Raw genomic sequence first — 19,110 nt, 5'->3', positions numbered from 1 at the left:
ATATCCGCGAGCACATGACCATCGACCACGACTCCCGCCTAAGGCGCCTTCGTTTTCGCGCCTGGCATCGCGGCTTCCGGGAAGCGGACCTCATTCTGGGCCCGTTCGCGGACGTCCATGGCCCGAACCTGACCCCAGAGCAGATCGACACGCTGGAAACCCTGCTCGAAGAGTCGGACCGCGAGATCTATGCCTGGATCGTCGGACAGGAGCCGACGCCGGAAAAGTTCGAGACGGACGTCCTGGCGATGATCCGTGCGTTCAGGTTCGAGGCGCACGCATCGCGCCCGACTGGGGACGGCGCTTAAGAGCATGAGCTACGACGCCAAACAGATCGCCAAGGCCGCCGGAGGCTTGACCCTGGCCGGCGCGCCGGAGGGCTTCGACGCGCTGGTGATGGCCGACATCGCCCGCGCGCGCGGCGGCCTGACCGCCTTCGTGGCCCGCGACACCGCCCGGGCCGGCGCCTTCATCGACGCCCTGAAGTTCTTCTCGCCCGAGATCGAGGCGGTGCTGTTCCCGTCGTGGGACTGCCTGCCTTATGACCGCATCGGTCCGTCCTCGGGCGTCTCGGCCACACGGATGTCGACCCTGTCGCGCCTGGCCCGAGGCCTGGGGGAAAAGAAGCCGGCCATCCTGGTCATCGCCGCGCCGGCCCTGCTGCAGCGCGTGCCGACCAAGGACGTCCTGCTGCGGGCCAGCTACAGCGCCAAGGTCGGGAACAGCGTCGATCTCAAGGACCTGGAGCGCTATTTCGCGGTCAACGGCTACACCCGCGCCTCGACGGTGTCGGAGCGTGGCGAGTTCGCGATCCGGGGCGGCGTCATCGACGTCTATCCGCCGGCCGCCGAGGAGCCGGTGCGCCTCGATCTGTTCGGCGACACGCTGGAAAGCATCCGCGCCTTCGATCCCGAGACCCAGCGCTCCACCAAGCAGCTCAAGGAAATCGACCTGCTGCCGGTTAGCGAAGCGCTGCTGGACGCCGACGGCATCTCGCGGTTCCGCAAGGGTTATGTCGCGCAGTTCGGCGCGCCGGGGGACGACGCGCTGTACGCCGCCGTCAGCGAGGGCGGGCGCCGCGCCGGCCTCGAGCACTGGCTGCCGCTGTTCTATGAGCGGATGGCGACGCTGTTCGACTACCTCCCGGCCGGATCGCTGATCGGCGTCGACCACCAGGCCGCCGAGGCTCGCGACGAGCGCCTGGCCATGATCCAGGACGCCTACGAGGCCCGCGCCAGCGCCGACCGCAAGTCTGCCTATCGCCCGTTGGCGCCGCAGGCCCTGTACCTGACCGCCGCGGAGTGGGACCGCGAGCTCACCGACCGCGCGCACCGCCAGTTCACGCCGTTCCAGCCCCAGGGCCTGGACGTCGTCGACATGGGCGCCAAGCTGGGCCGCGTTTTCGCCGCCGAGCGCGCCCAGGACAGCGTCAACCTGTTCGAGGCCACCGCCGACCACGCCAAGAAATTGGCCGCCGACGGCAAGCGCGTGCTGTTCGCCTCGTGGTCCGAGGGCTCGTCCGAGCGCCTGGGGACCATGCTGGCCGACCATGGCCTTAAGAAGATCCCCTATGCCGGCTACTGGCAGGCGGCCAAGGCTAATGACCCGAAGACCCCGCAGCGGGTCGTGCTGCCGCTGGACCATGGTTTCGAGACCGACAGCCTGGCGGTCATTTCCGAGACCGACATCCTGGGCGACCGCCTGGCGCGCCCGCGCAAGAAGCGCCGCGCCGCCAACTTCCTGGCCGAGGCCAGCGCCCTGACCCCGGGCGATCTGGTCGTCCACATCGACCACGGCATCGGCCGTTACGAGGGCCTGAAGACCCTGGACGTCCAGGGGGCGCCGCACGACTGCCTGGACCTGCTATATGGCGGCGAGGCCAAGCTCTACCTGCCGGTCGAGAACATCGACCTCTTGACCCGCTACGGCGCCTCGGATCCCGAGACCGTGCAGCTGGACAAGCTGGGCGGCGCCGCCTGGCAGGGCCGCAAGGCCAAGGCCAAGGAACGCCTGCGGGTCATGGCCGAGGGCCTGATCCAGATCGCCGCCGCCCGCCAGCTGAAGTCCGTGGAAGAGACCGACGCGCCCCAGGGCGTGTTCGACGAGTTCTGCGCCCGCTTCCCTTACGAGGAGACGGACGACCAGCTCAGCGCCATCCACGACGTGCTGGAAGACCTGGCGTCCGGCAAGCCGATGGACCGCCTGATCTGCGGCGACGTCGGCTTCGGCAAGACGGAAGTCGCCCTACGCGCGGCGTTCGTGGTGGCGATGAGCGGCAAGCAGGTGGCCATCGTCTGCCCGACCACGCTGCTGGCCCGCCAGCACTACAAGACCTTCAAGGACCGCTTCCAGGGCTGGCCGATCAAGGTCACGCGCCTGTCGCGCCTGGTCACCGGCAAGGAGGCCGCCGAGGCCCGCGAAGGACTGGCCGACGGGACGATCGAAATCGTCGTGGGCACCCACGCGGTGCTGTCCAAGCAGGTCTCGTTCAAGGACCTGGGCATGGTCATCGTCGACGAGGAGCAGCACTTCGGGGTCAAGCACAAGGAGAAGCTCAAGGAGCTTCGCGCCGACGTGCACATGCTGACCCTGACCGCGACGCCGATCCCGCGCACGCTGCAGATGGCGCTGTCGGGCATCCGCGAGATGTCGATCATCGCCACCCCGCCGGTCGATCGCCTGGCGGTACGCACCTATATCAGCCCGTTCGACCCCGTGACTCTGCGCGAGGCCCTGCTGCGCGAGAAGTACCGTGGCGGCCAGTCCTACTACGTCGTGCCGCGCATCAAGGACCTGGAGGATATCGAGAAGTTCCTCCGCGCCCAGGTCCCCGAGATCAAGTACGTCGTCGGCCACGGCCAGATGGCGGCCACCCAGCTGGAAGACGTGATGACGGCCTTCTACGAGGGCCAGTACGACGTACTGCTTGCCACGACGATCGTCGAGAGCGGCCTGGATATCCCGTCCGCCAACACCCTGATCGTCCACCGCGCCGACATGTTCGGCCTGGCCCAACTCTACCAGATCCGGGGCCGCGTCGGCCGCTCCAAGGCTCGCGCCTACGCCTATCTGACGACGCCGGTCGAGAAGTCGTTGACCCTGTCGGCCGAGAAGCGTCTGCAGGTGCTGCAGTCGCTGGACAGCTTGGGGGCCGGCTTCCAGCTGGCCAGCCACGACCTGGACCAGCGCGGCGGCGGCAACCTGCTGGGCGACGAGCAGAGCGGCCACATCAAGGAGATCGGCGTCGAGCTCTACCAGCAGATGCTGGAGGACGCCGTCGCCGAGCTACGCCAGCGCCAGGGCCAGGAAGCCCTGCTGGAGGATCGTGGCTGGTCGCCGCAGATCAACACCGGCGCGGCCGTGATGATCCCGGACGAATACGTACCGGACCTGAACGTGCGCCTGTCGCTCTATCGCCGCCTGTCCGACGCCGAACAGGCCGCCGACCGCGAAGCCCTGGCCGCCGAGATGATCGACCGCTTCGGCCCGCTGCCGCCCGAGACCGGCAGCTTGCTCAAGGTCGTCGCCATCAAGGGTCTGTGCCGCGAGGCCAATGTCGCCAAGATCGACGTGGGGCCTAAGGGCGCCGTGGCCAGCTTCCGCAACGATACCTACGCCAACCCGCTGGGGCTGATGCAGTATGTCGGCAAGAACAGCGTGATTTGGAAGGTCCGTCCGGACCAGAAGGTCGTGGTCAAGGGCGAGTGGGACACGCCGGCCCAACGTCTCGACGCCGCCGAGAAGATCCTGACGGTCCTGGCCAAGCTGGCCAAGGAGTAGGGGCCTCAAGCCGCCGGCGGCTTCGCCCCGGCGGCGCGGATCTTCTGCAGCACGGTCTTCAGTTCCTCGTCCGACAGCGCGCCGCGAATGAGGTAGCCGTTGATCACCAGGCCCGGCGTACCCCGCAGAGACAGGAGCCCGGCCTCGCGTGCGTTGCGCGCCAGAATGGCGTCGATGTCGCCGCTATGGGCCTTCAGGTCGCGGGTCAGACGGGGCCAATCCACGCCGGCTTGCTTGGCGACGGCGTCGACCATCGGCTTGTCGCTAAGGCGCGTGGGCGAGAGCATGAAGACTCGGTGGACGGCTTCGTACCGGCCCTGATAGGTCGCCGCCAGCGCCACCCGCGCGGCGTGCTCGGACACGTCGCCGAAGATCGGCCAGTCCTTGTGGATGACGGCCAGCTTGCGATCGGTCTTCACCGCCTCCGCCAGGACCGGCTCCATGCGCTTGCAGAAGCCGCAATTATAGTCGCCGTACATGACGATGGTGACGTCGGGGTCAGCGGCGCCGAGGCGCGGGACGCCCGGGTCTTTGAGCAGATCCTTGAAGCCGTACTCGGCGGCGAAGGCGGCCCCGCAGACGGCCAGCGCGAACACGGACAGGGCGAGCGCCACGAACTGACGGAAAGGCATGGCGTTACTCCGGGAACGAGAGGCGCAGGCATAGCGGATTCGGGCAGCGCACGGGCGAACGCCGCCTTGCTCGCTCGCATCTAACCCTCATCGTCATCCCGCGCTTTATGCGCGGGACCCATTTATCCGCCGCAAGTGAGGAGCGGGTTTTCGTTCTTACGCGGAAGCTGAACCATGGGTCCCGCGCATAAAGCGCGGGATGACGGGAGTTTTTGACTAAGGCGGAGCGTGACGCTCATGGGGCTTGGACGAGCGTTCACGCCAACTTATCCCCGGCCTTAAAACCCGCCGTACAGTCTACTCACCTCGTCGCGAGGAAAGGGCGCATGGCCAGCGACCGTTGCGGCGACGGGGGGCGATCGAGCGGGCGCGCTCGTCGGCGCGGAACTCAAGGCGATTTGGGTCCGCGACCGCACCATCCCCGAGGTAGTCGACCCTGGAACACAGAAACGACGGTGGATGCGGGCCGAGGAGAGCGACAGGGGAGTCGAAAGGCTCCTGACCGGGACCAGGCTTCGCGGCCAGGCCCGCCCGTCGGAGGCTTCAAGGGCGGCAAGGCGCGAACAGCGTCGGGACGTCACGCTTCCGGATAACGATCGCGCGGAGCGTCTGGCTTCGTCGAAACGGTACCAAACTACTTAAACTCCGGGCGTGGCCCGGCGCTCCGCGTCCCTTTCCGTCCCCATCCCTTCAGCGACAATGGCGCGTGAAGCGGCGAGCCTGTGAGCGTCACTCAGCCCAGTAGGCCACGTGGACGTGCATGTGACCGATGTCCTTGCCTTGGAAGACCAGGCCGTTGGGGCCGATGTGGACGTGCTTGTCCAGGTCGTCCTTGTGCAGCTCGACCGTCTCGCCGTGGCGGGTGTCGGTCAGGCGGATGACGTCGGGAACGGTGGTGGCCGAAGCGTCCAGCGAGGTGAAGCCATTGGTGGTCAGGATGCCGAACTGGCGCCATTTCTTGGGCTTGGCCTGCTTGCCGTTCCAGTTCTCGCCCAGGCGGGCGCTGGCGATGTGCTTGACCGGGATGTCGCTGATGCCGAACAGGTTGTCGCGGCGCCATTGCTGATAGAACCAGCTGTCGACACTGCCGGCCGAGCAGAAGTTCTCGCTGACGATGTTGGGCCAGCTGTCGCGGATGGCCGTGGCCTTGGCGTTGAACAGCTGGAAGTAGCCGTTTGGCTCGAAGTTTGTCTGCTCGCCCTTGCCCTCGACCTTCTGGCTGTCGACGCGGCTGGTGAAATAGAGACAGCCGGGATTCCACGAGTGCGACATGAAAAGCTCGTAGAAGCCTTCGTGCATGACGATATCGGCGTCGGTGAAGACGATCCAGTCGGCGTCCTTCAACGCCTTCAGACCGTCGTTCAGCATCTTGCCCTTGTTGAAGGCGTGGTCTTCCTCGAAGCAGCGGTCGGAGATCACCAGGGTCGCGCCGTTTTCCTTGACGACCTCCTGGGTGCGGGCGTCGTCGGTCGAGGTGACGACGATGATCTCGTCGAACTCGCGCATGTTGGTGGGCAGGGTCAGGGCCAGGTCGTCGCCGTAGCCGACCGAGGTCAGGACGCAGGCCAGCTTGCGCGGCTTGGTCGAGTTGTGGCCGATGCCAACGCGGCGGCCCGAGCTGGCGTCACCCACATAATTGTCGCGCGTTTCGACTTGGCGCTTCTGCATGTGCAGGGCGGGGTCGAACATCTCGTAGGCGCGCTTGCGGATCGCCGGGCTGCCCAGCTTCTTGAGGATCGCCTTGTGCTCGGCCGAGATGATGTCGCGGTCCAGCAGGTCCAACTGCGACGGACCGGGCTGGGCCAGGCCGCAATAGTTGCAGAGGTCCAGCTGGTCCTTGAAGTCGTCCGGCGTGCGTTGCCACCAGCCTTGCTCGACCGGCCAGGCGCGCTGTCCGTCGAAGTACAGGCGGTCGATGGCGCCGGCCACTTCGCAGAAATAGGCGCCCTTATCGTTGATGGTCGCCGACCACAGCTTCTGCACCCAGCAGTTGTCGCGGTTGTACTCCCACTCGGCGTCCGACATGCCGGTCGCCTGGGTGTAGTCCTTGCGGCTGATCAGCAGCGCCTGGTGCTGGCCCGCGGTCTCGTGGGTGTTGGTGTTGAAGTGGCTGTAGACCTCCATGATGGTCTCGTAGTTCTTGTAGAACCCGTTCCCGAGGCTGGTCCAAAGCCCGCGGCCGTTCGAGCGATCGAACAGGCGCTGCGTGGCGAAGTCGTTGAAATCCTTGATCGGCGCCTTACCGTTCGAGGTGTTGGGGCCGCCCCACAGCTCGGCGAAGCGGCGCGAGATCTGCTCGAAATTGCCATGCAGGGTGGGCTCGCCGGCGATGACGCCGATGACCTTGTTGGGGGCGTTCCAGCCCTCCATGCTTTTCACCGAGCGCTCGAAGGTCTCCAGCTCCATGTCACGACGCTGGGTCTGGTGCGGGATCAGCCGCGTGCAGTTCGAGCAGGCCAGGTGGCACTTGGTGCTGATGTCGATCTGGACGATGTCCATGTCGGCGGGCGAGCGCATCGGGATCTCCGTTCCGGGCGCACCCGATTCGGGGCGCGGCGGTTAACGCAGACCATGCCTGCGTTAACCATCCGGGTCGATAATACTGATCGCCGCACCCGGACTCTACGAATTCTTCTACAAATCCAGGGCGTAGAGACGGCGGTCCCGGCGCTCGCCGTCACGGTGCACGGCGCCCTTCAGATAACCCTCGGCCTTGAAACCCAGCTTCTTCAGCAGGTGCTCGGCCCGATTGTCGCCGACGTGGGTGCTGGCCACCAGGCTCTTGAGGCCGCTGCTGGCGCCATGGGCGAGCAGGGCGCCGACCGCCTCGGCGCCGAAGCCCTGACCCCAGCCCTTGCGGTCGACCACGAAGCGGATCTCGGCCCGATCGTGGCGCTTGTCGATGTCGATGAACTCGCAATAGCCCAGGAACGCGCCGCTCGTCGTATGGCGGATGCACCAATAGGCGGCGTCGCCGGCGCCCATCTGGTCGACCTGGGCGGCCACGCGGCTGGCCACCTCGTCAGGATCCTCGATCGGTTCCTGGTCGAGATTGGACATCACTTCCGCGTCGCTCAGGAACGGATAGATCAGGGGCGCGTCGTCGACCGTCAGGGGGGCGAGGGTCAGGCGTTCGGTCTCGAGGATCATGCGGTCCGGAGATTTGGCTTTGGGGCTTGCGTGGGGGAGCACGCTTCCCAGCTATGGCGCGTAGCCGCCTCTAGTGGTAGAGGGGCCGCTTCGTTTTTCACGCGGCATTTCGCCCGCGCCCGGATCGAGAACAACTTCGTCATGCTCATCGGCGTCCTGCTGGCCATCAATATCGTCGTTTGCCTCGGTTTGATCGGGGTGGTCCTGCTGCAGCGCTCCGAAGGCGGCGCGCTGGGCATGGGCGGCGGCAATACCGGCTTCATGACCGCGCGCGGCGCCGGCGACCTGCTCACCCGCATCACCTGGATCCTGTTCTCGCTGTTCCTCCTGATCAGCCTGACGCTGACGATTCTGACGGGCCGCGCCAACACCGGCGGCTCGGTCACCGACCGTCTGAACATCAAGAGCCTGGACGCCAACAGCCTGAACGCGGCGCCGGCTCCTCAGGCTCCCGCCACGGACATTTCGCCATCGACCGCCCAGCCGGGCGCCATCCAGGCCCCGACTCCGCAGATCAACGCGCCGGCCCCGACCGCGCCGCAGCCTTCGCTGCTGGCTCCGACCCCGACCGAACCGGCCAAGAAGCCGGCCGCTCCGAAGGCGGCCGCAAAGCCGGCCGAAGTGGCTCCGGCTCCGGCTCCGACCGTCGCGGCCCCGGCGGCCGAACAACCGAAACAATAACCGTCTCAAGGACGGCCTTCCACTGACCCCCGAGGGCGACCTCGGGGGTTTAATCTTGTTGATGAACGCAGGTCTTTTTCCGGCGTCGTCGAATCACGGGTAAGCTGATCGCCCATGACGCGGTACATTTTCATCACCGGCGGCGTGGTTTCCTCGCTTGGCAAGGGTTTGGCCTCGGCGGCGCTCGGCGCGCTGCTGCAAGCGCGTGGCTACTCGGTCCGCCTTCGTAAGCTCGACCCCTACCTCAACGTCGATCCGGGCACGATGAGCCCGTACCAGCATGGCGAGGTTTTCGTGACCGACGACGGGGCGGAAACCGACCTCGACCTCGGTCACTACGAGCGCTTCACCGGCGTGTCGGCCAAGAAGGCCGACAACATCACGACGGGCCAGATCTACAAGACGATCATCGAGAAGGAGCGCCGCGGCGACTACCTCGGCGCGACCGTTCAGGTGATTCCGCACGTCACCAACGAGATCAAGGACTTCGTCCTATCGCCCGCCATGGACGAGACGGGCCAGAAGCCGGTCGATTTCGTGCTGGTCGAGATCGGCGGCACCGTGGGCGATATCGAAGGTCTGCCGTTCTTCGAAGCCATCCGCCAACTGCGCCAGGACCTGCCGCGCGGCCAGAGCTGCTACGTGCACTTGACGCTGCTGCCGTTCATCAAGACGGCCGGCGAGATGAAGACCAAGCCGACCCAGCACTCGGTCAAGGAGCTGCGTTCGATCGGCATCCAGCCGGACATCCTGCTCTGCCGCTGCGAGCAGGAGATCCCGCCCGAGGAAAAGCGCAAGATCGCCCAGTTCTGCAACGTGCGGCCCAGCGCGGTCATCCAGGCGATGGATAGCTCGTCCATCTACGCCGTGCCGATCGACTATCACGAGCAGGGCCTGGACGCCGAAGTCCTCGATGTCTTTGGCATGCAGGACGCGCCGGCGCCGGACCTGACGCGCTGGAAGACGATCGACAATACCGTCCAGCACCCCGATGGCGAGGTCACCATCGCGGTCGTCGGCAAGTACACGGTGCTGAAGGACGCCTACAAATCCCTCATCGAGGCCCTGCACCACGGCGGCCTGGCCAACAAGGTCAAGGTCAACCTGGACTGGGTCGAGAGCGAGACCTTCGAGGGCGACGAAGGCGCGGCCGCGGCCCGGCTGGAGAACGCCCACGCCATCATGGTGCCCGGCGGCTTTGGCGAGCGGGGCGCGGAAGGCAAGATCCGAGCGGCTCAGTTCGCCCGCGAACGTAAGGTGCCGTACTTCGGCATCTGCTTCGGCATGCAGATGGCCGTGATCGAGACCCTCCGGAACGTCGCTGGGATCAAGGACGCCAGCTCGTCCGAGTTCGGTCCGACCGAGCGTCCCGTGGTCGGCATCATGACCGAGTGGATCAAGGGCAACGAGACGGTCCAGCGGCGCGCCAACGACGACCTGGGCGGCACCATGCGCCTTGGCGCCTACGAGGCCGTGCTGACGGCCGGCTCCAAGGTCGCGCAGATCTATGGCGCGACCGAGATCAGCGAACGCCACAGGCATCGCTACGAGGTCAATATCGGCTACGCCCACCTGATGGAGGAGGCTGGCCTGAAACTGACCGGCCGCTCGCCGAACGGCGTGCTGCCCGAGATCGTCGAGCGGGACGACCATCCGTGGTTCATCGGCGTCCAGTATCACCCGGAACTGAAGAGCCGTCCGTTCGCCCCGCACCCGCTGTTCGCCAGCTTCATCGCGGCGGCCAAGGAGCACGGTCGACTGGTTTAAAGCTCGGTGTTGCATCCCCGAAGAGATTCGGGCATAAGCGCGCCCTCACGCGGCGACCTGGGCTTTCCCGAGTCGCCGCTCTCGATTTTCACGCTCAGCGAGCAGAGTCACTTCGATGGCCGTTCCCAAAAGAAAAACTTCGCCTTCTCGCCGGAACATGCGCCGGTCGCACCACGCCCTGGGCGCCAACTCGTTCATCGAGGACAAGGACACCGGTGAGCTGCGCCGTCCGCACCATGTCGATCTGAAGACCGGCATGTACAACGGCAAGCAGATCCTGACGCCGAAGGAAGACTAAGGTCTCCTTCCGTCACTGACGGTTTCGAAAACGCCGCCCGGTCCTCCGGGCGGCGTTTTTCGTCGTATTTCTGTCGCGCGCTCAAAGAACGGTGTTACCTTCCGTGACGGGAGGTACGCCCATGCTCACACGCCGCGACATAGCGGCGGGACTGGGTCTTTCGCTGGCCGCGTCACCGGCGCTGGCTGACGCGATCACGCCGGTTTCGCTGTCTCAGACACCGCCCGTACCGGTCCCGCCCGCGGAACAGCCGATGCTGATCCTGGACGCTTCCCTGGACCAGGACGCCCGCATGACCGTGCCGGTCATGATCAACGGCCAGGGGCCTTTTCAATTCGTCGTCGACACCGGCGCGGACCGCAGCGTCCTGACGCCGGCCATTGCGGAACGCCTGGCCCTGCCGCGGGGGCCGGACGTGATGGTGCACGGTGTCTCCGGTTCTGTCCTGAGCTCGACGGCCCGCGTGACGCTGCTGCGCAGCGGTGATTCCCGGTTGACGGACGTGACCTTGCCGGTCCTGCCCTATGAGCGCATCGGCGCGGAGGGGCTGCTGGGAGTCGACATCCTGGAAGACCGCAACATCGTCATCGACTTCCGCAAGAAGCAGTTGGAGATCCGCCGCAGTCAGCCGATCAACGGCTCGTTCCGCCTGCCGCGCGAGGTCTCGGTGATCGCCGACGAGAAGTTCGGACGGCTAACCCTGGCCGACTCGCGGATCGCCGGCGCCAGGGCGCTGGCTTTCATCGACTCCGGTGGCGGGATCAGCATTGGCAACATGGCCCTCGCGCACGCCATCGCCGCCCGTCGCCGCCGCGCGCCCGAAAATGTTCAGCAGGTCCGGCTGCTGACCGCCGGTGGCGAGATGATGCTCGGCGAGTTCCGCGTCGTGCCCTCGATCGTGATGGGCGAGCTGCGGATCACCAACATCCCTATGGCCTTCGCCGATCTGCACATCTTCGACATCTGGGGACTGAATGACCGACCGGCGGCGCTGCTGGGCGTGGATGTGCTGCGCCTGTTCGCCCGGGTCGAGCTGGATTTCGGCCTTGGGCGGGTGCTGTTCCGACTGGGGCAGGGCGGTTTGATCGCCCCGACCCTGAACGCCTAGAGCTTACTGGGAGCGCCCTCGCGCCATGACCTGGCGACGGCGTTCCTCGACCTTCTCCGGCGTGACCTCGCGATTGTGGGTGGTGGAGCGGCTGTTCTCGGTCTTCAGGCTGTCACCGAACGTTTGGGCATAACCCTCGTCGATCAGAGACTTGTAGAACGACAGCGTTTCAACCGGGATCGAAGCCATGTCCTGCGCAAGCCGCATGGCGGTCGGCAACAGTTCCGCGGCTGGGACGACACGGTTGACCATGCCCCAGTCGGCGGCCGTGCGTGCGTCCAGGAAGTTGCCGGTCAGGGACAGCTCCTTGGCGCGGTAGATCCCGATCAGGCGCGAGAGCTTCTGCGACAGCCCCCAGCCCGGCATGATGCCGACGCGAGCGTGGGTGTCGGCGAAGCGGGCGCCTTCCGAGGCGATCAGGACGTCACAGGCCAGGGCCAGCTCGAAGCCGCCGGTGATGGCCACGCCGTTGATCGCGCCGATCACCGGCTTGCGGCAGGTCTCGACCGCCCGGACCGGGTTGGAGCGCGCGTCCTGATCGTTGGCCGCGCTCATCGCGTCCGGATCGCCGCCCAGTTCCTTGAGGTCGAGACCGGCGGTGAAGGCCTTCTCGCCGGCGCCGGTCAGGATCACGACGCTGACCTCCGGATCGGCGTCCAGCCCGACCATGGCGTCGTACAAAGCCCGTCGAAGCGCCTTGGAGAGCGCGTTCATCGCCTCGGGCCGATTGAGGGTGACGATGGCCACCGGGCCGCGCCGTTCGACGTCCAGCATGAGATCCTCCCGTTTGTGACCGATGTTCAGTCGGCCTCCCGAGGGGAAGTCAAGTTGCGCAGCCGGCGCATGGCGGCTAAAGGCTGCCGCGCCTTTTGGCCTCTAGGAGCAGTCCATGACCGAGATCGTCGACATCATCGCCCGCGAAATTCTCGACAGCCGGGGCAACCCGACCGTCGAAGTCGACGTCGTTCTGGAAGACGGCGCGTTCGGTCGCGCCGCGGTGCCGTCGGGCGCCTCGACCGGCGCTCACGAAGCGGTCGAGAAGCGTGACGGCGACAAGGCCCGCTATCTGGGCAAGGGCGTGCAGCAAGCCGTGGACGCGGTCAACGGCGAGATCTTCGACGCCCTGTCGGGCGTGGACGCCGAGGACCAGCGCCGCCTGGACAATCTGCTGATCGAGCTGGACGGCACGCCGAACAAGGCCCGCCTGGGCGCCAACGCTATCCTGGGCGTCTCTCTGGCCGCCGCCAAGGCCGCCGCCGAGTCGGCCGGCCTGCCGCTCTACAAGTACGTCGGCGGCGTGAACGCCCGCGTGCTGCCGACCCCGATGATGAACATCATCAACGGCGGCGCCCACGCCGATAATCCGATCGACATCCAGGAGTTCATGATCCTGCCGACCGGCGCGAAGGAATTCCGCGAAGGCCTGCGCATGGGCGCCGAGATCTTCCACGCCCTGAAGAAGGCGCTGAAGGACGCTGGCCATAACACCAACGTCGGCGACGAGGGCGGTTTCGCCCCGAATCTGGCGTCGGCCGAAGCCGCGCTCGACTTCATCGTCAAGGCTGGCGAGAAGGCCGGCTACAAGGCTGGCGAGGACTTCGTCCTGGGCCTGGACGTGGCCTCGACGGAGTTCTTCAAGAACGGCAAGTACGAGCTGGAAGGTGAGGGCAAGTCGCTCGATCCGGCCCAGATGGTCGACTACCTGGCCGATCTGGCCGGCAAGTTCCCGATCCTGTCGATCGAGGACGGCATGGCCGAGGACGACTTCGACGGCTGGAAGCTGCTGACCGACACCCTGGGCAAGAAGGTCCAGCTGGTCGGCGACGATCTGTTCGTGACCAACCCGGCGCGCCTGCAGATGGGCCTGGACAAGGGCCTGGCCAACTCGATCCTGGTCAAGGTCAACCAGATCGGCACTCTGTCGGAAACCATCGACGCCGTCGAACTGGCCCACCGTCACGGCTACACCAGCGTCATGAGCCACCGCTCGGGCGAGACCGAGGACTCAACGATCGCCGACCTGGCTGTCGCCCTGAACTGCGGTCAGATCAAGACAGGCTCGCTGGCCCGCTCGGACCGTACGGCCAAGTACAACCAGTTGCTGCGCATCGAAGAGATGCTGGACGACCAAGGCGTCTACGCCGCCCGCGCGGCGCTGAAGGGGCGCTAAGCGCCCTCCAGATCGCTGGATCTAACGAGGCGCGGCTCCCGAAAGGGGCCGCGCCTTTTGCTTTGCGCGCTCGAGGCGCCATGATTCTGACGCGCAGCGCGCGGTTCTGTCGATCAACGGAATGGTTGCCGGCGCGGTTAACCCACAAATTTTCTAAAAGCTGAGCAGTGGTTTCAAACGAGACCATTTCCCCACTCTTCGCGGTCGCGAAATGGCTTCGGCGATGCGGCATCTAGATGCTGGTGAAACCATCTCATCTGAAAGCATCATTCGCCTAATTCGCGATTTGGCGATAACCCTTCTCAATGCCTGGATTTAGAAGGCGTTAAGCACGGTCTGCGACTCTATGAGTCCCTCTCTGGGACACCGAGATGTTCGCCCGACTGCAACCCTTCCTGCCGACCGCGGCGATCTTTTTCCTGATTTTCTACTTCGCCTTTCACGCTCTGACGGGTGATCGAGGGCTGCTGTCGATATCGCAGCGCAATGCGGACCTCGCAGCAAAAACAAAGGAACTCAGGAAGATACGCGCGGAGAGGATGGACCTGGAGGCCCGCGCTCGTCTATTACGCAGCGGCAGTCTGTCGGCTGATCTCTTGGAGGAACGTGCGCGTTCCCTTCTAGGATATGCCGACCCGAGGGACTATGTGATCCGGGTCAAGCGTCCGAGCTGACCGATCCCGTAACCTCGGAATCGACTGCGGGCCGGCCTGCGGATCATCCGATCCTGGACCGGTCTTGAAAGTGCACCAGGGCATTTCCTTCGCGGAACCGACGACTTTTCGGCGGGAGATGCTCTCAGGACGAAGGCCGCGATGAAGATTGGCCAGGGAGATTTGAATGGCGCGTACGCGCAAGGCTGAGGCCTCAGAGGGGAAGGCGGTAGACACCGGTGTCAACGCCTTCGTCGGGAAAGACGAACTCCTGAAATTCTATCAGGACATGCTGCTGATCCGCCGCTTCGAGGAGCGCGCCGGCCAGCTGTACGGCATGGGCCTGATCGGCGGTTTCTGCCACCTGTACATCGGTCAGGAAGCCATCGCGGTCGGCATGCAGTCGATCTCGCAGAAGGGCGACCAGATCATCACGGGCTACCGTGACCACGGCCACATGCTGGCCGCCGGCATGGATCCCCGCGAAGTGATGGCCGAGCTGACCGGCCGCGCCGGTGGTTCGTCGCGCGGCAAGGGCGGCTCGATGCACATGTTCGACATCGAGACCGGCTTCTACGGCGGCCACGGCATCGTCGGCGCGCAAGTCGCGCTCGGCACCGGCTTGGCGCTGGCCAACCACTACAAGGGCAATGGCAACGTCTCGTACGCCTATATGGGCGACGGCGCGGCCAACCAGGGCCAGGTCTACGAGAGCTTCAACATGGCCCAGCTTTGGAAGCTGCCGGTCGTGTACGTGATCGAGAACAACCAGTACGCCATGGGCACCAGCGTCGAGCGCGCGGCCTCCGAGACGGCGTTCCACAAGCGCGGCGTCTCGTTCCGGATCCCGGGCGAGGAGGTCGACGGCATGGATATCGTCGCCGTGCGTGAAGCCGGCGCCCGCGCCACCGAGCACGCCCGCAGCGGCGCGGGTCCGTACATCCTCGAGATGAAGACCTATCGCTATCGCGGCCACTCGATGTCGGATCCGGCCAAGTATCGCACCAAGGAAGAGGTCGACGAGGTCAAGACGACCCGCGACCCAATCGACCACATCAAGGAACGCCTGGCCCAGGCCGGCGTGACCGAGGACGACCTGAAGGGCGTCGACGCGGAAGTGAAGCGCATCGTCGCCGAGGCCGCCGAATTCGCTCGCACGAGCCCCGAGCCTGATCCCTCGGAACTGTATACCGACGTCTACCTGGAGGCCGCCGAGTGACGGACATCCTGATGCCCGCGCTTTCCCCCACGATGGAGGAAGGCACCCTGGCCAAGTGGCTCGTCAAGGAAGGCGACACCATCAAGGCCGGCGACGTGATCGCCGAGATCGAAACCGACAAGGCCACGATGGAAGTGGAAGCTGTCGACGAAGGCGTGGTGGAAGCCATCCTGGTCCCGGCCGGCAGCGAGAACGTCAAGGTCAACACCCTGATCGCGCGCCTGAAGGGCGAGGGCGAAACGGCCGCTCCGGCTGCTGCGGCTCCCGTGGCTGCTGCTCCGGCGGCTGCCACTCCTTCTGTCGGCGGCCCGATCTCGGCCGCCTCGACCTTCGCCGACCCGGAAATCCCGGCCGGCACGCCGATGAAGAAGATCACGGTCCGCGACGCCTTGCGCGACGCCATGGCCGAGGAAATGCGCAAGGATAACCGCGTCTTCCTGATGGGCGAGGAAGTCGCCCAGTACCAGGGCGCCTACAAGGTCAGCCGCGAGCTGCTGCAAGAGTTTGGCGACAAGCGCGTCATCGACACCCCGATCACCGAGCACGGCTTCGCTGGCATGGGCGTCGGCGCGGCGATGGCCGGCCTGAAGCCGATCGTCGAGTTCATGACCTGGAACTTCGCCATGCAGGCGATCGACCACATCATCAACTCGGCCGCCAAGACGCTGTACATGTCGGGCGGTCAGATCAAGTCGTCGATCGTGTTCCGTGGCCCGAACGGCGCGGCCTCGCGCGTCGGCGCCCAGCACAGCCAGGACTATGCCGCCTGGTACGGCAACGTTCCGGGTCTGAAGGTCATCGCGCCGTACGACGCGGCCGACGCCAAGGGCCTGTTGAAAGCCGCGATCCGCGATCCGAACCCGGTCGTCTTCCTCGAACACGAGATGATGTACGGCCACGAGTTCGACATTCCGGACGTCGAGGACTGGGTCGTGCCGATCGGCAAGGCCAAGGTCCGCCGCGAAGGTTCGGACGTCACGCTGGTCGCCTACAGCCGCATGGTGGGCTTCGCCCTGAAGGCGGCCGAGGAGCTGGAGAAGGAAGGCATTTCGGCGGAGGTCGTCGACCTGCGCACGATCCGTCCGATGGACCACGCCACCGTCCTGGAAAGCGTCAAGAAGACCAACCGTCTGGTCACGGTCGAGGAAGGCTGGGGCCCGATGGGCATCGGCGCCGAGGTCGTCGCCCGCATCACCGAGTTCGGCTTCGACTACCTGGACGCCCCGCCGCTGCGGGTTCACCAGGAAGACGTGCCGCTCCCGTACGCGGCCAACCTGGAAGCCCTGTCGCTGCCTTCGGTCGACAAGATCGTGAAAGCGGCCAAGGCGGTCAGCTACAAGTGATCCCGATGCCCGCTCACCTAGGTCTGGACCTGCGTGAGCGGGCGAGGGCGCTCTGATGAAGGTCCTAAACGGCTCCTGCCATTGCGGCGCGGTCCACGTGCAGCTCGACCCGGGCAAGCCCCTGGACGAGCTGCCGGTCCGCGCCTGCCAGTGCGGGTTCTGCCGTCGCCAGGGCGCGCGGACCACCAGCTCTCCGGACAGCCGGTTGCATATCACGGCCGCGCCGGGATCGCTGCATCGCTACCGGTTCGGCCGACGCGCCGTCGACTTCCTGATCTGCCGCGAGTGCGCTTGTTACGTCGCGGCGATGATCGAGGATGACGGGCGGGCCTATGCGACGCTCAACGTCGTGGGGACCGACCTGCCGGGCTTCGAGGATCGAATGCCCGAACGGCTGGACAGCCACGACGAAACGGACGAACAACGCCTTGCTCGTCGCAAGGCCAAATGGACGCCGACCACCTTGGTCGAAGCCGTCCCGAACGCTTGAGGAAGAAGCTCAATGTCGATCGACATCCTGATGCCCGCCCTGTCGCCCACCATGGAGGAGGGAACCCTCGCCAAGTGGCACGTCAAGGTCGGCGACACCGTCAAGGCCGGCGACGTGATCGCCGAGATCGAGACCGACAAGGCCACGATGGAAGTCGAAGCCGTCGATGAAGGCGTGATCGAAGCCATCCTGGTCGACGCCGGAACCGAGAACGTCAAGGTCAACGCCCTGATCGCCAAGTTGGCGGGCGAGGGCGATAGCCCCGCGCCGGCCCCGAACGCTGAAGCGCCCAAGGCCGCCGCCGCTGCGCCTGCCGCTGCTCCGGCTCCCGCCGCTGCTGCCCCGGCCGAGCCCGCGCCGGCCGCTCCGGTGGCCGCTGACGGTTCGCGCGTCTTCGCCTCGCCGCTGGCCCGCCGTCTGGCCTCGGCCGCCGGCCTGGACCTGAAGGGTATCAAGGGCACCGGCCCTCACGGCCGCGTGGTCAAGACCGACGTCGAAGCCGCCAAGTTGGGCGCTCCGGCCGCCAAGCCCGCTCCGAGCGCTTCGCCCGCCGCTGGCGCTCAGGCCGCCGCCGAGCCGCGCAAGGTGCAGTCGCTGGAGCAGATGGGCATCCCCGCCGGTTCCTACGACCTGATCCCGCTGGATGGCATGCGGAAGACGATCGCGCGCCGCCTGACGGAAAGCTTCCGCGACGTGCCGCACTTCCCGCTGACGATCGATCTCGAGATCGACGCCCTGCTGGCCGCGCGCGCCAAGATCAACAGCCTGCTGGGCGACCAGGGCGTGAAGGTGTCGGTCAACGACATCATCATCAAGGCCGTGGCCGTGGCCCTCAAGCGCGTGCCGGAGGCCAACGCCTCCTACACGCCGGAAGGCATCGCCATGCACAAGCATGCCGATATCGCCGTGGCCGTGGCCATCGACGGTGGCCTGATCACCCCGATCGTCCGCGCCGCCGAGACCAAGGGCCTGGCCCAGATCTCGGCCGAGGTGAAGGATCTGGCCGCCCGCGCCAAGTCCAAGAAGCTGAAGCCCGAGGAATTCCAGGGCGGCACCTTCTCGGTCTCCAACCTGGGCATGTTCGGCATCAAGGCGTTCGCCTCGATCATCAACGAGCCGCAGGGCGCGATCATGAGCGTCGGGGCCGGCGAGCAGCGTCCGGTGGTCAAGGACGGCCAGCTGGCCGTGGCCACCGTGATGACCGTGACCCTGACCTGCGACCACCGCGTGGTCGACGGGGCCATCGGCGCCAAGTTCCTGGCGGCCTTCAAGCCGCTGATCGAAGAGCCGCTGACCCTGATCGTCTAAGTCAGGACGCGGGGAGAGCACGATGTCGATCTACGACTATTCGGCCAAGACGCTGGACGGCCAGGACGTGAGCCTGGCCGACTATCGCGGCCAGGTGCTGCTGATCGTCAACACCGCCAGCAAGTGCGGGTTCACGCCTCAGTACGAAGGCCTCGAGGCGCTCTACAAGGCTCACAAGGATCGTGGCTTCACGGTCCTGGCCTTCCCCTGCAACCAGTTCGGCGCTCAGGAGCCGGGAAACGCCGAGGAGATCGCGAACTTCTGCTCGCTGACCTACGACGTGACCTTCCCGGTGATGAGCAAGATCGACGTCAATGGCGCCGACGCCCACCCGCTCTACAAGTTCCTCAAGAGGGAACAGAGGGGCCTGCTGGGCACCGAGGCGATCAAGTGGAACTTCACGAAGTTCCTGATCGGCAAGGATGGCGAGGTCGTCGAACGGTTCGCGCCCACGGTTAAGCCCGAGGACCTCAAGGTCGCGGTCGAGGCGCTGCTTTAGTTTCCCTGATCG

The 19,110-nt window shown here is 66.0% G+C and carries 16 protein-coding genes and 2 pseudogenes; 14 read left to right on the top strand and 4 right to left on the bottom strand.

The features are described from left to right. The first annotated feature begins 14 nt into the window (after nt 1-14). Together ACW173_RS19425 and mfd are read left to right on the top strand one after the other, a co-directional pair. Nucleotides 15-308, top strand: a complete 294-nt coding sequence (locus tag ACW173_RS19425; RefSeq protein ID WP_125158468.1) for an FAD assembly factor SdhE — start codon at nt 15-17, stop codon at nt 306-308. A gap of 4 nt (nt 309-312) precedes the next feature. Further along, entirely contained in the window at nt 313-3,780 is a 3,468-nt protein-coding gene (gene mfd, locus ACW173_RS19420) for a transcription-repair coupling factor (protein ID WP_492081723.1), read from the top strand. A 5-nt stretch (nt 3,781-3,785) separates the two neighbouring features. Here mfd and ACW173_RS19415 read toward each other — a convergent pair whose 3' ends face one another. The 3 genes from ACW173_RS19415 to ACW173_RS19405 form a co-directional block, all read right to left on the bottom strand. Next, nucleotides 3,786-4,412 (bottom strand): DsbA family protein, encoded by a 627-nt coding sequence (locus ACW173_RS19415; RefSeq protein ID WP_492081722.1) that lies wholly within the window; start codon nt 4,410-4,412, stop codon nt 3,786-3,788. Nucleotides 4,413-5,141: 729 nt separating this feature from the next. After that, nucleotides 5,142-6,929, bottom strand: a complete 1,788-nt coding sequence (locus tag ACW173_RS19410) for a hypothetical protein (RefSeq protein WP_492081721.1) — start codon at nt 6,927-6,929, stop codon at nt 5,142-5,144. A 117-nt stretch (nt 6,930-7,046) separates the two neighbouring features. Continuing rightward, nucleotides 7,047-7,562, bottom strand: a complete 516-nt coding sequence (locus ACW173_RS19405; protein WP_492081720.1) for a GNAT family N-acetyltransferase — start codon at nt 7,560-7,562, stop codon at nt 7,047-7,049. A gap of 141 nt (nt 7,563-7,703) precedes the next feature. Between ACW173_RS19405 and secG the strand changes: the two genes are divergently transcribed. From secG to ACW173_RS19385, 4 genes are all read left to right on the top strand, one after another. Beyond that, entirely contained in the window at nt 7,704-8,243 is a 540-nt protein-coding gene (gene secG, locus ACW173_RS19400) for a preprotein translocase subunit SecG (RefSeq protein WP_492081719.1), read from the top strand. Between the two features lie 114 nt (nt 8,244-8,357). Further along, nucleotides 8,358-10,010 (top strand): CTP synthase, encoded by a 1,653-nt coding sequence (gene pyrG / locus ACW173_RS19395; RefSeq protein WP_492081718.1) that lies wholly within the window; start codon nt 8,358-8,360, stop codon nt 10,008-10,010. Nucleotides 10,011-10,125: 115 nt separating this feature from the next. Beyond that, on the top strand, nt 10,126-10,308 hold the full coding sequence (gene rpmF / locus ACW173_RS19390) for a 50S ribosomal protein L32 (RefSeq protein WP_010919589.1): 183 nt from the start codon (nt 10,126-10,128) through the stop codon (nt 10,306-10,308). Nucleotides 10,309-10,429: 121 nt separating this feature from the next. Continuing rightward, nucleotides 10,430-11,416, top strand: a complete 987-nt coding sequence (locus ACW173_RS19385) for a retropepsin-like aspartic protease (RefSeq protein WP_492081717.1) — start codon at nt 10,430-10,432, stop codon at nt 11,414-11,416. Between the two features lie 3 nt (nt 11,417-11,419). Here the strand turns inward: ACW173_RS19385 and ACW173_RS19380 are convergent, their stop codons facing one another. Then, the gene (locus tag ACW173_RS19380; protein ID WP_492081716.1) at nt 11,420-12,190 is read right to left on the bottom strand and encodes an enoyl-CoA hydratase; all 771 of its coding nucleotides are present in this window, start codon (nt 12,188-12,190) and stop codon (nt 11,420-11,422) included. 115 nt (nt 12,191-12,305) lie between these two features. Here ACW173_RS19380 and eno point away from each other — a divergent pair, with 115 nt between their 5' ends. The 8 genes and pseudogenes from eno (at nt 12,306) to ACW173_RS19340 (ending at nt 19,098) form a co-directional block, all read left to right on the top strand. Then, nucleotides 12,306-13,586: a phosphopyruvate hydratase gene (gene eno, locus ACW173_RS19375; protein ID WP_492081715.1), complete on the top strand. Its 1,281-nt coding sequence runs from the start codon at nt 12,306-12,308 to the stop codon at nt 13,584-13,586. 371 nt (nt 13,587-13,957) lie between these two features. Continuing rightward, entirely contained in the window at nt 13,958-14,260 is a 303-nt protein-coding gene (locus ACW173_RS19370) for an FtsB family cell division protein (RefSeq protein ID WP_047405705.1), read from the top strand. 166 nt (nt 14,261-14,426) lie between these two features. Beyond that, the gene (gene pdhA / locus ACW173_RS19365) at nt 14,427-15,458 is read left to right on the top strand and encodes a pyruvate dehydrogenase (acetyl-transferring) E1 component subunit alpha (RefSeq protein ID WP_492081714.1); all 1,032 of its coding nucleotides are present in this window, start codon (nt 14,427-14,429) and stop codon (nt 15,456-15,458) included. Then, nucleotides 15,455-16,801 (top strand): pyruvate dehydrogenase complex E1 component subunit beta, encoded by a 1,347-nt coding sequence (locus ACW173_RS19360; protein WP_492081713.1) that lies wholly within the window; start codon nt 15,455-15,457, stop codon nt 16,799-16,801. Before pdhA ends, ACW173_RS19360 begins: the two co-directional genes overlap by 4 nt. Before the next feature lie 55 nt (nt 16,802-16,856). After that, a pseudogene (locus ACW173_RS19355) lies at nt 16,857-17,135 on the top strand (GFA family protein); the annotation flags it as partial. Between the two features lie 72 nt (nt 17,136-17,207). Further along, nucleotides 17,208-17,291, top strand: a pseudogene (locus tag ACW173_RS19350) (aldehyde-activating protein); the annotation flags it as partial. A 12-nt stretch (nt 17,292-17,303) separates the two neighbouring features. Further along, entirely contained in the window at nt 17,304-18,599 is a 1,296-nt protein-coding gene (locus ACW173_RS19345) for a pyruvate dehydrogenase complex dihydrolipoamide acetyltransferase (RefSeq protein ID WP_492081712.1), read from the top strand. Nucleotides 18,600-18,621: 22 nt separating this feature from the next. Next, nucleotides 18,622-19,098, top strand: a complete 477-nt coding sequence (locus ACW173_RS19340; RefSeq protein ID WP_492081711.1) for a glutathione peroxidase — start codon at nt 18,622-18,624, stop codon at nt 19,096-19,098. Nucleotides 19,099-19,110: the final 12 nt, after the last annotated feature.

This window comes from Caulobacter sp. ALps2, assembly GCF_058681635.1.
Note: the sequence above shows the minus strand (reverse complement) of the source record. Positions and strands in the feature narration are given on the sequence as shown.

What these genes read in the sequence shown, in the direction of transcription:
- eno (WP_492081715.1), top strand. Translation starts at nt 12,306, where the DNA reads ATGACCGAGATCGTCGACATCATCGCCCGCGAAATTCTCGACAGCCGG.
- ACW173_RS19405 (WP_492081720.1), bottom strand. Translation starts at nt 7,562, where the DNA reads ATGATCCTCGAGACCGAACGCCTGACCCTCGCCCCCCTGACGGTCGAC.
- ACW173_RS19370 (WP_047405705.1), top strand. Translation starts at nt 13,958, where the DNA reads ATGTTCGCCCGACTGCAACCCTTCCTGCCGACCGCGGCGATCTTTTTC.
- mfd (WP_492081723.1), top strand. Translation starts at nt 313, where the DNA reads ATGAGCTACGACGCCAAACAGATCGCCAAGGCCGCCGGAGGCTTGACC.
- ACW173_RS19425 (WP_125158468.1), top strand. Translation starts at nt 15, where the DNA reads ATGACCATCGACCACGACTCCCGCCTAAGGCGCCTTCGTTTTCGCGCC.
- pyrG (WP_492081718.1), top strand. Translation starts at nt 8,358, where the DNA reads ATGACGCGGTACATTTTCATCACCGGCGGCGTGGTTTCCTCGCTTGGC.
- ACW173_RS19385 (WP_492081717.1), top strand. Translation starts at nt 10,430, where the DNA reads ATGCTCACACGCCGCGACATAGCGGCGGGACTGGGTCTTTCGCTGGCC.
- ACW173_RS19410 (WP_492081721.1), bottom strand. Translation starts at nt 6,929, where the DNA reads ATGCGCTCGCCCGCCGACATGGACATCGTCCAGATCGACATCAGCACC.
- pdhA (WP_492081714.1), top strand. Translation starts at nt 14,427, where the DNA reads ATGGCGCGTACGCGCAAGGCTGAGGCCTCAGAGGGGAAGGCGGTAGAC.
- secG (WP_492081719.1), top strand. Translation starts at nt 7,704, where the DNA reads ATGCTCATCGGCGTCCTGCTGGCCATCAATATCGTCGTTTGCCTCGGT.
- ACW173_RS19345 (WP_492081712.1), top strand. Translation starts at nt 17,304, where the DNA reads ATGTCGATCGACATCCTGATGCCCGCCCTGTCGCCCACCATGGAGGAG.
- ACW173_RS19415 (WP_492081722.1), bottom strand. Translation starts at nt 4,412, where the DNA reads ATGCCTTTCCGTCAGTTCGTGGCGCTCGCCCTGTCCGTGTTCGCGCTG.
- ACW173_RS19340 (WP_492081711.1), top strand. Translation starts at nt 18,622, where the DNA reads ATGTCGATCTACGACTATTCGGCCAAGACGCTGGACGGCCAGGACGTG.
- rpmF (WP_010919589.1), top strand. Translation starts at nt 10,126, where the DNA reads ATGGCCGTTCCCAAAAGAAAAACTTCGCCTTCTCGCCGGAACATGCGC.
- ACW173_RS19380 (WP_492081716.1), bottom strand. Translation starts at nt 12,190, where the DNA reads ATGCTGGACGTCGAACGGCGCGGCCCGGTGGCCATCGTCACCCTCAAT.